The organism is Nocardia sp. NPDC051570 (assembly GCF_044454005.1).
GTDB lineage: Bacteria > Actinomycetota > Actinomycetes > Mycobacteriales > Mycobacteriaceae > Nocardia.
In genome coordinates, this window is the sequence record NZ_JBITDI010000002.1 from 240,645 (window position 1) to 252,822 (window position 12,178).

Below are 12,178 nucleotides of genomic sequence, written 5' to 3' on the forward strand. Positions count from 1 at the left end.
ATCCGACCCGAAGTCCGGTTCAGTGCGCGGCGCTATCGACCGGAACGCGGCTGTCCAGCTCGACCTCGGGTCGCGTGCGACCGCGACCCGCGACCGATGCCACCGCCGCCATCGCGACGAGCAGCACCGCACCGACGGTGGTCGCGGTATGCATTCCGGTGACGAAGGATTCGCGGGCGGCGTGCACGAGGGCGCCGTCGCTCCCGGCCCGGTCGATGGTCTCCCCCAGCGTCGAGGCGAATTCACCACCGGAGCGGAACACCAGTGCCGCAAGCGAACCCAGCAGCGCCAGACCCAGCGCATTGCCCAATTCGAAGCTGGTCTCGGAGATCCCGACCGCCGAACCCGCCCGCTCCGCGGGCACCGAGGACACCGACACCTCCGATACCAGCGTGAACACCACGCCGTATCCGAGGCCCGCGACGGTCGAACCCGCCACATACCAACCGATTCCGCCGTCCACGCCGAGCCCGAACAGCATGAGATTGCCCACCGCCGCGGCCCCGAGCGCCAGCACGAACGTAGTCCGCGCACCGAGCCGCCGCGCGATCTTGGCGCCGTTCATCGAACACGCGAACACCACGACGGCCTGCGGAATGCCGAGCAGCGCCGCCCCGAGCGCGTCGCGACCGGTCACCGACTGCAGATACACGCTCGTCAGATAGCTCAGCCCCGCCAGCGACATCATGCCGATCGTCGACGAGCCGATCGCCACCGAGAACAACCCGCGCCGGAACAGCGACAGATCCAGCAGCGGATCGGCCAGATGCCGCTGCCGCCGCACGAACAGCACGAGCACCACGACGCCGAATACGGCGGAGAACGCCGCCGCGACATCGATGCCCTCGGCCGCGGCCCGCTTCACCCCGTACACCAGCGGCAGGATGCCGCCGATCGACATCACCACGCTCACCAGATCCAGCGGCCCACGCCCGGAGGACCGATGCTCCGGCAGCACGAACGGCCCGACCGCGAACAGCACCAGCAGCACCGGCGTATTGATCAAAAACACCGTGCCCCACCAGAACTGATGCAGCAGGATCCCGCCCACGATCGGGCCCACCGCCGAGCCGCCGGCGAAGAACGCCGTCCAGACCCCGATCGCCGTGCCGCGGGTGCGCGGATCCGGGAACAGGCTCGAGATCAGCGACAGGCTCGACGGCAACAGCGTCGCCCCACCCAATCCCATCAACGCCCGCGCCGCGATCAGCACGCCCGCACTCGGCGCGAACGCCGCCAGCACCGAGGCCACCCCGAACACCGCGGCGCCCGCGAGCAGGATGTTGCGCCGCCCGATCCGGTCGCCCAGATTGCCCATGGTGATCAGCAGTCCGGCGATCAGGAATCCGTAGATGTCGAGGATCCACAGCTGCTGCGTGGCCGAGGGCGCCAGCGCATCGGTCAGCGCGGGCATGGCCAGATACAGCACCGACATATCCATCGACACCAGCAGCACCGGCAGGATCAGCACCGCCAAACCCAGCCAGGCACGCCGAGGGGCCGCGATGTCGCGGGTATCGATGCCAGTCATCACCTATCCTTTTCGAGTCGCGCGTACAACGTACGCGTCCATGGTTGGGTACAGCGTACGCATCCGCGCGCCGAAACGAAAGCGAGTAGTTGCATGGCCGAGCCGAAGCTCACCCGCGCCGCGATCGTCGATACCGCGATCGAGCTGGCCGACGAGGCCGGGCTCGATGCCTTGTCGATGCGGCGCATCGCCGAGCGGATGGGGGTGGGCGCGATGTCGTTGTATCGGCATGTGCCGAACAAGGACACGCTGCTGGCGGATATGACCGACGAGGTGGCCCGGCGCAATCCGTATCCGGACACCCCGCCGGACTGCACCTGGCGCGACCGGGTGCGCATCGCCGCGGAGATCGATTGGCGGCTCTACCGGGAACATCCGTGGGTGCTGTTCACCTTCGCCGTGCCGCGCTACAACTTCGGGCCGTCGAGCCTGGCATGCCTGGCCTGGCTGGTGGAGGGCTTCGGCGAGGTGACCGACGACACCCGCGAGGCGACCCGGATGTCGCTGTCGGTGTGGAGCTATATCGCGGGCATCGCGCTGCAGAACGTCAGCGCCGCGATGCTGGCCCGCCGCGACGGCGAACAGGAGGAGTCGAGCTTCCGCGCGCTACTGGACGGCAGGCCGCTGTGGCCGACCCCACCCGCACTGGTCGCGCTGGAGGGCACCGGCCGCGGCGATCTGCTCGATCCCGAACAGCTGCTGTATTCCGGTCTCGCGGCGCTGTGCGACGGGTTCGCGGGCGGCCGCTGACATCGAATCCCGGGTAACGTCACGACCTTCCGAGGGTTGACCCGCACGCCGCGAGTCGCCGATGATCCTCGCGGGCGCACAGGGCAGCAACCCGGACGGGTGCCGACCCGCCGCCCGGGAGGAATTCACCCATGGCACAACCACATCCGAATGCCCTCGGTCCGGCCGAGCGGGCGGGGATCGAACGATTCCTGCGCGAGCGCGGGGCCGACCGGATCGCGCATCCCGGCGGCACACTGCTGGCCCACCTGCTCCGCGTGGCCGATCTGCTGGCGGCCTGGGGCGCGGATATCGACGTCCAACGCGCGGGCCTCTGTCACGCCCTGTACGGCACCGATGGATTCGATCAGCCGCTGCTCGATCTCGCCGAGCGCCCGGCCGCGATCGCGCTGCTCGGTGACCGCGCCGAATCGCTGATCTACCTGTACTGCGGTTGCGATCGATCGGCGGTCTACCCCCGGCTCGGCGCGACTCCCGTCGTATTCACCGACCGGTTCACCGGCCGCGACCACGAGCCCGCCGCGGCCACGCTGCGAGCCTTCCTGGAGATCACCGCCGCGAACGAACTCGACGTCATGGCCCATAACGCCGAACTCGCCGCGCGGCACGGGCCCGCGCTGTACGGCCTGTTCGACCGGACCAGAGTGCACCTTTCGGCCCGGGCATGGCGGGCCTGCCGAATCCAATTGGGCCCAGCCGACGCCTGACTCGCTGTTACCTTGACCCATCAAGGCAACGGTCCTACCTTGGTAGGCCAAGGAGCGGCGATGAACGGACCGACCATGATTCCGTCGATGGCCGAGCGGGCGGCGGCGCTGGGGGTGCGGATCCACGATCCGCCGCCCAAAACCTCGTCGACCGCATCCCCGCCGGCACGCTCGTGGTGGTACCGGACGCGGGACATAACGTGCAGGAGGACAATCCGGCCGGGCTGAGCACCGCATTACACGCCTTTCTGACATGCTGACCGGCGACCGATGAATCCGAGGTCCCCACCCCGTCCGTGGTTGTGCATCAGCCCTATTCGAAGGAGACCCGCATGCAGAACGGTTTCGCGGTCGGAGCACCCTGCTGGTTCGACGTCACCGCGCCCGATATCGACGCCGCGGCCGAGTTCTACCGCGCACTGTTCGGCTGGTCCGCCGAGCACAGCGGACCCGAGCAGGGCAACTACGCCGTGCTCAGCCAGGACGGCGCGCGGGTGGCGGGCATCGCCTGCGCCACCGCGCCCGACGGCGGCGTGAAACCCGCGCTGTGGCTGCCGTACTTCGCCGTCGCGGATCTGGATCCGGCCGTGCGGGCCGCGACCGCCGACGGCGCGACGATCTTCGCCGAGCGGGTCGACATCCCCGGCCAGCTCGAATTCGCGATCCTCGCCGATCCGGCGGGCGCGGGCTACGGGCTCGCCCATCTGACCGGCCACCCGGGCACCGAACGCTGGGGCGCGCCCGGCAATCCGATCTGGGTGCAGTACACCGCGACCGGGGTCCCCGCCGAGGCGATGGCGCATTACGCGACCGTCCTGGGCTGGGACTACCGCACCGCGGGCTGGGAAACCGCCACCGACAACCCATATCAGGCCCTGACCACGAGCGAGGGCGGGCGCGAATTCGGCGGCGCGGCTGCCGCGGGACCCGGGGATCCGGCCCCGTTCTGGTCGTTGACGATTCACGTGCTCGACTGCGACGCGACCGCCGCCCGCGCGATCGAGCTGGGCGGCAAGATCATCGCGGAGCCGCACGACAATCCGGGCCCGTCCCGGCTTGCCGTGATCGGCGATCCGGCGGGCGCCACCCTCGCCCTCATGGCCTTCCCACACTGAACCCCGCACCGGCCCACCGTGATTCGCCGTGGGCCTGTGCCTTCGATCAGTCGAGCACGATCGCGTAGGCCAGGCCGTCCCAGCCCTTGCTGCCGACGGTCTGCAGCCCGATGGCGTCCAGGCGCGGCTCGGCAGCGAGCAGCTCGAGCACCTCGCGGCTACCGCGCGTACTCGGATCGTCCGCCGCCGGGTCGACGATGGCGCCGTGCCGCACGATGTTGTCGACGATGATCACCGAACCCGGCCGGGTCAGCCGCAGCGCCCACCGCACGTAGTCCGCGTTGTTCACCTTGTCGGCATCGATGAACACCAGATCGAACGGCTCGCCATTCTCCTGCGCGAGCACCGGCAGGGTCTCCAGCGCCGCGCCGACCCGGATGTCGACGCGCTCGCCGACACCCTTGCCGTCCAGATTCTTCCGCGCGACCTCGGCGTGACGCGGTTCGAATTCCAAGGTCACGACCTGGCCCTCGGGTCCGACGGCCCGCGCCAGCCACAGCGTGCTGTATCCGCCGAGCGTGCCGATCTCCAGGACACGGCGGGCCCGAATGGACCGCGCGATCAGCGACAGGAACTTACCCTGCGGCGCAGATACATCGATCGCGGGCAGTCCGGCGGCCGAATTCGCCTCCAGCACATCGGAATCCCCCTCACCGATCAGCGTGTCGGTGAGGTAGCGGTCGACGTCGTTCCATCCGGCTTCAGTCATGTCCCCGAGTGTGCCACCGGCCACCGACATCCGCCGGTGTCCGGCTCGTCACACCTCAGAACAGGAAGTAGCGCTGCGCCATCGGCAATGCGGCCGCGGGCTCCTCGGCCCACACCTCGCCGTCGACTCGGACGGTGAAGGTGTCCGGATCGACCTCGATGCGCGGCATGGCGTCGTTGCGCGGCAGATCGGCCTTGGTACGGCGGCGAACATCGGCCACCGGCACCAGCTTTCGCCGCACGCGCAGCCGATCGGCCAGGCCCGACTCGATGGCCTGTTCGGAGACGAAATGCACCGAGGAGCCCGCGGCGACCGTCGGGGACGCGCCGAACATCGGCCGCGGCAGCACCGGCTGCGGGGTGGGGATCGAGGCGTTCGCATCGCCCATCGCGGCCCAGGCGATGACGCCGCCCTTGAGCACCGCATGCGGGCGCACACCGAAGAACGCGGGCTCCCACAGCACCAGATCGGCCAGCTTGCCGACCTCGATCGACCCGATCTCGTGATCCAGGCCGTGGGTGACCGCCGGGCAGATGGTGTACTTCGCGACATAGCGCTGCACGCGCTGATTGTCGGCCGCACCGTCGCCGGGCAGTGCGCCGCGGCGGAGCTTCATCACATGCGCGGTCTGCCAGGTGCGCAGCACCACCTCGCCGATGCGGCCCATGGCCTGCGAGTCCGAGCCGATCATCGAGATCGCGCCCAGATCGTGCAGCAGATCCTCCGCGGCGATGGTCGAGGGCCGAATCCGGCTCTCGGCGAAGGCCAGATCCTCCGGAATCGCCGGATTGAGGTGATGACACACCATGAGCATGTCCAGATGCTCGTCGAGGGTGTTGACGGTATGCGGCCGGGTCGGATTGGTGGAACTGGGCATCACATTGGGATAGGAAGCGACGGTGATGATGTCGGGCGCGTGCCCGCCGCCCGCGCCCTCGGTGTGATACGAGTGGATGGCCCGCCCCGCGATCGCGGCGAGGGTGTCCTCCACGAAGCCGGCCTCGTTGAGCGTGTCCGAATGCAGCGCCACCTGCACGCCCGCGGCATCGGCGACGGTCAGGCAGGCGTCGATGGCCGCCGGGGTGGTCCCCCAGTCCTCGTGCAGCTTGAAACCGCCCGCGCCGCCGCGCAATTGCTCCCACAGCGCCTCGGGCCGCACGGTATTGCCCTTGCCCAGCAGCAGGATGTTCACCGGCCAGCCGTCGGTCGCCTCGAGCATCCGGGCCAGATGCCAGGAGCCGGGCGTGACCGTGGTGGCCTTACTGCCCTCGGCCGGACCGGTGCCGCCGCCGATCAGCGTGGTGATCCCGCCGCCCAGCGCCTCGTCGAGGATCTGGGGGCAGATGAAATGCACATGGCAGTCGATACCGCCCGCGGTGACGATGCGCCCATTGCCGGAGATGATCTCCGTGGCCGCGCCCACCACCAGATCCGGATGCACCCCGGCCATGATGTCCGGATTACCGGCCTTGCCGATCGCGGTGATGCGGCCGTCGCGAATGCCGATATCGGCCTTGATGATTCCCCAGTGGTCCACGATCACCACGCCGGTGATGACGGTATCGGGCGTGCCCTCGGCCCGGGTGGCGCGGGCCTGGCCCATCGATTCGCGCAACACCTTGCCGCCGCCGAACACCGCCTCGTCACCGGCCAGACCCGGCCCGCCGCTGCGGTCCTCGGTGATCTCGATGAGAAGGTCGGTATCCGCCAGGCGGATTCGGTCGCCGGTGGTGGGCCCGAACAGTTCGGCGTAACGGGCGCGGGAGAGTTCGGCCATCAGGCGTCCAGCTTTCCGGGGGCGTCGAGGGAGATACCGTGCACCTCGCGGGCGCCGCGCAGCGGAATCAGCGAAACCCGCTGTCCGAGACCGGGTTCGAAGCGCACCGCGGTGCCCGCGGGAATGTCGAGGCGGTGGCCGTGGGCGGCGGCGCGATCGAATTCCAGCGCGGCGTTGGCCTGCGGGAAGTGCACATGACTGCCCACCTGCACCGGACGGTCGCCGGTGTTGACGACGTCGAGCTCGATCCGCTCGGCGCCCGCGTTGATCTCGATCGGGTCCGCGGCACAGAGGTACTCACCGGGAATCATGTTCGCGCCCTAGCCGATCGGGTGGTGGACGGTGACGAGTTTGGTGCCGTCGGGGAAGGTCGCCTCGACTTGGACATCCGGAATCATCTCCGGCACACCGTCCATGACGTCCGCGCGACCGAGAACCGTACGCCCCGAGGCCATCAGCTCGGCGACCGTGCGGCCGTCGCGCGCGCCCTCGAGCACATGATCGACGATGATCGCCACCGCCTCGGGGTGATTGAGCCGCAGACCGCGCGCCCACCGGCGACGGGCCAGTTCGGCCGCGTAGCTGAGCATCAGCCGTTCCTGCTCGTGCGGCGACAATCGCATCTGGCGCTCCTCGCGATTTCCGTTGGCGTGGGGGACATTCTGGCACGGCCGCACCACGGCGGCGCCGCGACGGGCTCAGGCCGTCGGCAGATTCTGCAGTCGCACCTGTCCGCGCGCGATCATGCGATCCTGCTCGTCGGTGATCACCACCTGCCACAGCTGCTGGCTCCGGCCGCGATGAATCGGGGTGGCCTCCCCGCGCAGCACGCCCTCGCGCACCGCGCGCAGGAAGTCGGTGTTGTTATTGACCCCGACGACCGTGCCGCGCGCGCCGTACCAGGCGCCGCCGGCGACACTGGCCAGCGTCTCGATGACGGTGCAGTACACGCCCCCGTTGACGATGCCGAACGGCTGATGCAACTGCGGCGACACCACCCATTCCCCGGCCACCCGGTCCGGCCCGAATTCGGTGTACTTCAGGCCGATCAGATCGGAGAAGGTCCCCTCGGACAGGCGCGTCATCAGCTCGGGCGTCATCTCCGCCAGCGAGCCGACCTCGGGCTGATCATGCTGCGTCATGGAAAAACAGTTACACAAGGCAATCATCGAGCCGTGCCCGGGTGGGCGAAAGACGAAGCGGCGGGCCTCACCTCGAAGGTAAGGCCCGCCGCGGCACAGGATCGGGAGTCGACCGCAGCCCTCGGGACTCACACACGATCCGAACGCCGATTCCTAGTGTAGGGCAGGCTTACCTAACAAGGCAAGAGCGTCGAAGCGGCATTCCGAGATCCTGCATCGCCATCAGTAACGCCTGCCCCCGTTCGGCGCCCGCGACCGAGGAGGTTCCGGCCAGATCGGGCACGTAGGTCGACGCTCCCACCACGGTTTCCGCGACCAGCGGCCAGAACCGCCGCGCGCTCAGTGCCGCGCAGCGAGACATGCCGTGCTGCACCAGTTTCAGCGCCGCCTCGCAGCGATGCGCCAGCCACACCGCCATCGCGCGCTCACACGGCAGCACGACCACCCCGGGCTCCCCGGCCAGCGGGTCACCGTCGATCACGCGAATCGTGGTGTCCGACAGGCCCGCCCAGTCGATCCCGCCGTCGTTGTCGGTATGCACCCACAGATTCTCGAGGCCGGGATCCCAGGCGCGGCCCTCGGCCACCCACAGCGCCACCACCCGGCCGACCACAGCGTGGATCAGCGCGGTGGCCACCACCTCGGCGGCGATATCGGAGCTGATCATCTCCGCGGCGTGGCGGCGGTACATGAGCTCGATGCGGCCCTCACGCAGTCCGTCGGCCAGCCGCCACCAGCGCCGCCGGCCCTGTTCGGCCATCGCGGCCATGGCATAGACGCGCGGATGTTCCGGTTGCAGTGCGCACAGCCGGGTACAGACCTGTCCGAAGGCCAGTTCGGAAGGGCGTGTCATCAGTTCGGGCATCGAACCTCCTCATCGATTGGCATTGCGGGCCGAAACGGAAGATAGGTTAGGCTTACCAGACTTACCGAGCAATGGAAGAAATCACGTCAGGAGTTATTCGTCGCCGTGCCCGCTGTAGTCACTCCCCCGCGGCGTCGCGCGGCAGGGCTCGCGTTCCTGGCCGCGCTGCTGCTGATCGCGGTGGCCGCGGGCATCGCGATCGGTGCGCGCTCGCTGTCGCCGTCGACGGTGCTGCACGCCCTGAACTGTCCGGACGGCTGGCCGCTGCGCTGCCCGGCCGCGACGCCCGCCGATCAGATCGTGCGCGAACTGCGGCTGCCGCGAACGGCATTGGCGGTGCTCGCCGGGCTGGCGCTGGGCCTGTCCGGGGCGCTCATGCAGGGCTACACCCGCAATCGGCTGGCCGATTCGGGCCTGCTCGGGCTCAATGCCGGTGCGGCGTTCCTGGCGGCGCTGGGCATCCATCTGTTCGGGTTGTCGCATCCGCAGCAGTACATCTGGCTCGCCTTCGCGGGCGCGGCGATCGCGGGGGTGGTGGTATTCGCGGCCTCCTCGGCGGGCGGGGGTAAGGCCAGTCCGCTCAGCCTGGTGCTGGCGGGCGCGGCGGTGACCGCACTGCTGCAGGCGCTGACGAATGCCGTTGTGCTGCTGGATCCGACGGCCACCGAAACCTATCGATACTGGGTGATCGGTTCGGTCGCCGGGCACGATATGTCGACGCTGCGCCAGGTGCTGCCGTTCATCGCCGCCGGTGTCGTGCTCGCGCTGGCCGCCGCGCCGGGACTCAACGCACTCGGGCTCGGCGAGGATATGGCCCGCGCCCTGGGCGTGAACATCGCCCGCAACCGGGCGCTGGGCCTGGCGGCGGTGGTCCTGCTCGCCGGGGCCGCCACCGCCGCGGTCGGCCCGATCGCCTTCCTCGGTCTGATCGCACCGCATCTGGCCCGATTCGTCACCGGCCCGGATCATCGCTGGCTGCTGCCCTATTCGGCGCTGCTCGGCGCATTGCTGCTGCTGGTCGCCGATATCGTGGGACGGGTGATCGCCCTGCCCGGTGAGCTGCAGGCCGGGATCGTGCTCTCGGTCCTCGGCGCACCCTACTTCGTGCTGCTGGTGCGGCGTCGAAAGGCGGTGGCGCTGTGAGCGATTCCCCGACCCTGATCCCCGCGCGTCCGGCGGTGCGGGTGGGCGAGTTCTCCGCGGTGTTGCGAATCACGATGATCGCCACCGTGATCGCGCTCGCGGCGGGCCTGCTGGTGCTGTTCGCCGTCGACATCTCGATCGGCGAATTCCGGATACCGCTGGGCGGCGTCGTCGACGTCCTCACCGGCGGCGGCACCCGCGCACAGCGATTCGTCATCCTGGATTCGCGGCTGCCGCGCGCGGTGGTCGCGGTCGTCGCCGGTGCGGCGCTGGGCATCGCGGGCGCGGTGACGCAGTCGATCCTGCACAACCCGCTGGCCAGCCCGGACGTGTTGGGCATCACCTCGGGCGCGGGCTTCGTCGCGGTGGCCGTGCTGGCCGGAACCGGCGGCGCCACCACGGGATTCGCGGCCGCTGTCGGAGTTCCGGTCGCCGCCTCGATCGGTGCACTGGCGAGCGCGACCGTCATTTATCTGCTCGCCTGGGGACGCACCCACACCGGCGATCTGGGCGTCACCGGAATTCGGCTGGTGCTCATCGGGATCGGCGTCAACGCCGTGTTCATGGCGGGTATCAGCTGGCTGCTCACCCGCGCCACCCTCCAAGACGCCACCCGCGCGCAGCTCTGGCTGACCGGATCGCTGGACGCGGCCGACTGGACCCGCGCGGTCCCGGCCGCATTCGGCCTGGGCCTCGTGCTCGCCGTCACCGCCGCCTCGGCCCGCACCCTCGCGGCGCTGCGCTTCGGTACCGACACCACCCGCGCCCTCGGCGTGCGGATCCAGACCCAGCAGGCGCTCCTGATCGGCGCCGCGGTCGCGGCCGCCGGACTGGCCACGGCCGCGGTGGGACCGCTGTCGTTCGTCGGCCTCGCCGCCCCGCAACTCGCCCGGCGGCTACTGCGCACCCCGGGCGAGCCGATCGTCGGCTCGGCGATCGCCGGCGCACTGCTCGTGGTGGGCGCGGATATCTTGGCGCGCACCGCATTTCCCGTCGACCTGCCGGTCGGCATCGTGACCGCCGCCCTGGGCGGACCGTACCTCCTGCTTCTGCTCGTGCGTGTGAACCGGAAGGCGACCCTGGCATGACCGCCACCACACCCCATCGAATCTCCGCCGCCGATCTGTCCCTCGGCTATGGGGCGAATCTGGTCGTCGACGGCCTGTCGCTGACCATCGAGCCCGGGCTCATCACCACCGTCATCGGCCCGAACGGCTGCGGTAAATCGACGCTCCTGCGCGCGCTGGGACGGCTGCTCAAGCCGCGGGCGGGCCGGGTCCTGCTGGACGGCAAGGCGATAGCAACCCAGAAGACCCGCGACGTCGCCCGCATCGTCGGCCTGCTACCGCAGGCCCCGATCGCGCCCGAGGGCCTCACCGTCGCCGATCTGGTTGCTCGCGGCCGTCATCCGCACCAGTCGTGGCTGCGGCAGTGGTCGGCCGAGGACGAGACCGAAGTCGCCGCGGCGCTCGCCCAGACCGGTATCGCCGAACTCGCCGAGCGCACTCTCGACGAGCTGTCCGGCGGCCAGCGCCAGCGCGCCTGGATCTCGATGGCCCTGGCCCAGGGCACCGACATCCTGCTGCTCGACGAGCCCACCACCTACCTCGACCTGGCCCATTCCCTCGAGGTCCTCGATCTGGTCGACCGGCTGCACGACGAATTGGGCCGCACGGTCGTGATGGTGCTGCACGACCTGAATCTGGCCATCCGCTACAGCGATCGGCTCGTCGTCATGCGCGCGGGCCGCATCATCGCCCAGGGCGCGCCCGCCGATGTCATCGACGCCACGTTGTTGCGTGAGGTGTTCGGGCTGCGCGCCGAGGTGCATACCGATCCGGTGTCGGGGCGGCCGATGATCGTGCCCATCGGGGCCCGGCATGTGCTCGAGACGTACAGCGACTCGCAATCGTGCCCTGCGCCACTATGAGAAATCCCACTGGGCTATCGCCGGGTTACGACATTCAGTAGTACGCATTTGTGTCGTTGCCTCCGTAAACTTATGGGATGGCAGGTCTAGGTGAACTCGAGAAAGCGGTCATGGACCAGTTGTGGTCGGCCGACGAACCCCAGACGGTCCGGCAGGTCCACGAGGCCCTCGCGGCGCGCCGCGAGCTCGCGTACACCACGGTCATGACCGTTCTGCAGCGACTGGCGAAGAAGAATCTGGTCGTGCAACAACGCGACGACCGGGCGCATCGCTATGCGCCCGTGCACACCCGCGACGAACTCGTCGCCAGTCTGATGGTCGACGCGCTGCAGCAGGCCGACGAGGTCGGCAGCCGCCGCGCCGCGCTGGTGCACTTCGTGGAGGCGGTCGGCAAGGACGAGGCTGCGGCACTGCGGGAGGCACTCGCTAAGCTCGAAGCTGCCGAGGCCGCGCGCAACGCGTCCGATGATGACAAGGGAGCCGCCCCACCGCAGTAGTTCAGCGGTGCT

At 69.5% G+C, this 12,178-nt stretch carries 15 protein-coding genes; 7 read left to right on the forward strand and 8 right to left on the reverse strand.

Annotated elements, in window-relative coordinates:
- Positions 1-19: 19 nt before the first annotated feature.
- On the reverse strand, positions 20-1,531 hold the full coding sequence (locus ACIA76_RS04725) for an MFS transporter (RefSeq protein WP_397148479.1): 1,512 nt from the start codon (positions 1,529-1,531) through the stop codon (positions 20-22).
- A 93-nt stretch (positions 1,532-1,624) separates the two neighbouring features.
- On the opposite strand from ACIA76_RS04725, the gene ACIA76_RS04730 reads away from it, so the two are divergent.
- Together ACIA76_RS04730 and ACIA76_RS04735 are read left to right on the forward strand one after the other, a co-directional pair.
- On the forward strand, positions 1,625-2,281 hold the full coding sequence (locus ACIA76_RS04730; protein WP_397148481.1) for a TetR/AcrR family transcriptional regulator: 657 nt from the start codon (positions 1,625-1,627) through the stop codon (positions 2,279-2,281).
- 131 nt (positions 2,282-2,412) lie between these two features.
- Positions 2,413-2,988, forward strand: coding sequence for a DUF6817 domain-containing protein (locus ACIA76_RS04735; protein WP_397148483.1), 576 nt, complete (start codon positions 2,413-2,415; stop codon positions 2,986-2,988).
- 20 nt (positions 2,989-3,008) lie between these two features.
- Here ACIA76_RS04735 and ACIA76_RS04740 read toward each other — a convergent pair whose 3' ends face one another.
- A complete protein-coding gene (locus ACIA76_RS04740) occupies positions 3,009-3,185 on the reverse strand; it encodes a hypothetical protein (RefSeq protein ID WP_397148485.1) in 177 nt (58 codons plus the stop codon).
- A gap of 135 nt (positions 3,186-3,320) precedes the next feature.
- Between ACIA76_RS04740 and ACIA76_RS04745 the strand changes: the two genes are divergently transcribed.
- The gene (locus tag ACIA76_RS04745; RefSeq protein WP_397148487.1) at positions 3,321-4,103 is read left to right on the forward strand and encodes a VOC family protein; all 783 of its coding nucleotides are present in this window, start codon (positions 3,321-3,323) and stop codon (positions 4,101-4,103) included.
- A gap of 46 nt (positions 4,104-4,149) precedes the next feature.
- Here the strand turns inward: ACIA76_RS04745 and ACIA76_RS04750 are convergent, their stop codons facing one another.
- From ACIA76_RS04750 to ACIA76_RS04775, 6 genes are all read right to left on the reverse strand, one after another.
- Positions 4,150-4,812, reverse strand: coding sequence for an O-methyltransferase (locus tag ACIA76_RS04750; RefSeq protein WP_397148489.1), 663 nt, complete (start codon positions 4,810-4,812; stop codon positions 4,150-4,152).
- A 55-nt stretch (positions 4,813-4,867) separates the two neighbouring features.
- Positions 4,868-6,589, reverse strand: coding sequence for an urease subunit alpha (locus ACIA76_RS04755; RefSeq protein ID WP_397148491.1), 1,722 nt, complete (start codon positions 6,587-6,589; stop codon positions 4,868-4,870).
- The gene (locus ACIA76_RS04760; protein ID WP_397148493.1) at positions 6,589-6,900 is read right to left on the reverse strand and encodes an urease subunit beta; all 312 of its coding nucleotides are present in this window, start codon (positions 6,898-6,900) and stop codon (positions 6,589-6,591) included. Before ACIA76_RS04760 ends, ACIA76_RS04755 begins: the two co-directional genes overlap by 1 nt.
- A 9-nt stretch (positions 6,901-6,909) precedes the next feature.
- Positions 6,910-7,212 carry an urease subunit gamma gene (locus ACIA76_RS04765; RefSeq protein ID WP_397148495.1) on the reverse strand — a complete coding sequence of 101 codons (303 nt, stop codon included), beginning with the start codon at positions 7,210-7,212 and terminating at the stop codon, positions 6,910-6,912.
- Between the two features lie 75 nt (positions 7,213-7,287).
- A complete protein-coding gene (locus ACIA76_RS04770) occupies positions 7,288-7,689 on the reverse strand; it encodes a PaaI family thioesterase (RefSeq protein WP_397149396.1) in 402 nt (133 codons plus the stop codon).
- A gap of 211 nt (positions 7,690-7,900) precedes the next feature.
- Positions 7,901-8,596, reverse strand: a complete 696-nt coding sequence (locus ACIA76_RS04775) for a hypothetical protein (RefSeq protein WP_397148497.1) — start codon at positions 8,594-8,596, stop codon at positions 7,901-7,903.
- Positions 8,597-8,701: 105 nt separating this feature from the next.
- Here ACIA76_RS04775 and ACIA76_RS04780 point away from each other — a divergent pair, with 105 nt between their 5' ends.
- The 4 genes from ACIA76_RS04780 (at position 8,702) to ACIA76_RS04795 (ending at position 12,166) form a co-directional block, all read left to right on the forward strand.
- On the forward strand, positions 8,702-9,739 hold the full coding sequence (locus ACIA76_RS04780; RefSeq protein WP_397148499.1) for a FecCD family ABC transporter permease: 1,038 nt from the start codon (positions 8,702-8,704) through the stop codon (positions 9,737-9,739).
- Positions 9,736-10,827: a FecCD family ABC transporter permease gene (locus tag ACIA76_RS04785; RefSeq protein WP_397148501.1), complete on the forward strand. Its 1,092-nt coding sequence runs from the start codon at positions 9,736-9,738 to the stop codon at positions 10,825-10,827. Before ACIA76_RS04780 ends, ACIA76_RS04785 begins: the two co-directional genes overlap by 4 nt.
- Entirely contained in the window at positions 10,824-11,669 is an 846-nt protein-coding gene (locus ACIA76_RS04790) for an ABC transporter ATP-binding protein (RefSeq protein ID WP_397148503.1), read from the forward strand. The genes ACIA76_RS04785 and ACIA76_RS04790 overlap by 4 nt, the downstream gene beginning before the upstream one ends.
- Positions 11,670-11,746: 77 nt before the next feature.
- The gene (locus ACIA76_RS04795; RefSeq protein ID WP_397148505.1) at positions 11,747-12,166 is read left to right on the forward strand and encodes a BlaI/MecI/CopY family transcriptional regulator; all 420 of its coding nucleotides are present in this window, start codon (positions 11,747-11,749) and stop codon (positions 12,164-12,166) included.
- The last annotated feature ends 12 nt before the right edge of the window (positions 12,167-12,178 follow it).

Bases quoted from the DNA above. Each gene is read 5' to 3' on its own strand.
- ACIA76_RS04725 (WP_397148479.1), bottom strand. From the start codon at position 1,531: ATGACTGGCATCGATACCCGCGACATCGCGGCCCCTCGGCGTGCCTGG.
- ACIA76_RS04795 (WP_397148505.1), top strand. From the start codon at position 11,747: ATGGCAGGTCTAGGTGAACTCGAGAAAGCGGTCATGGACCAGTTGTGG.
- ACIA76_RS04790 (WP_397148503.1), top strand. From the start codon at position 10,824: ATGACCGCCACCACACCCCATCGAATCTCCGCCGCCGATCTGTCCCTC.
- ACIA76_RS04730 (WP_397148481.1), top strand. From the start codon at position 1,625: ATGGCCGAGCCGAAGCTCACCCGCGCCGCGATCGTCGATACCGCGATC.
- ACIA76_RS04740 (WP_397148485.1), bottom strand. From the start codon at position 3,185: ATGTCCCGCGTCCGGTACCACCACGAGCGTGCCGGCGGGGATGCGGTC.
- ACIA76_RS04735 (WP_397148483.1), top strand. From the start codon at position 2,413: ATGGCACAACCACATCCGAATGCCCTCGGTCCGGCCGAGCGGGCGGGG.
- ACIA76_RS04770 (WP_397149396.1), bottom strand. From the start codon at position 7,689: ATGACGCCCGAGCTGATGACGCGCCTGTCCGAGGGGACCTTCTCCGAT.
- ACIA76_RS04775 (WP_397148497.1), bottom strand. From the start codon at position 8,596: ATGCCCGAACTGATGACACGCCCTTCCGAACTGGCCTTCGGACAGGTC.
- ACIA76_RS04760 (WP_397148493.1), bottom strand. From the start codon at position 6,900: ATGATTCCCGGTGAGTACCTCTGTGCCGCGGACCCGATCGAGATCAAC.
- ACIA76_RS04755 (WP_397148491.1), bottom strand. From the start codon at position 6,589: ATGGCCGAACTCTCCCGCGCCCGTTACGCCGAACTGTTCGGGCCCACC.
- ACIA76_RS04750 (WP_397148489.1), bottom strand. From the start codon at position 4,812: ATGACTGAAGCCGGATGGAACGACGTCGACCGCTACCTCACCGACACG.
- ACIA76_RS04745 (WP_397148487.1), top strand. From the start codon at position 3,321: ATGCAGAACGGTTTCGCGGTCGGAGCACCCTGCTGGTTCGACGTCACC.
- ACIA76_RS04765 (WP_397148495.1), bottom strand. From the start codon at position 7,212: ATGCGATTGTCGCCGCACGAGCAGGAACGGCTGATGCTCAGCTACGCG.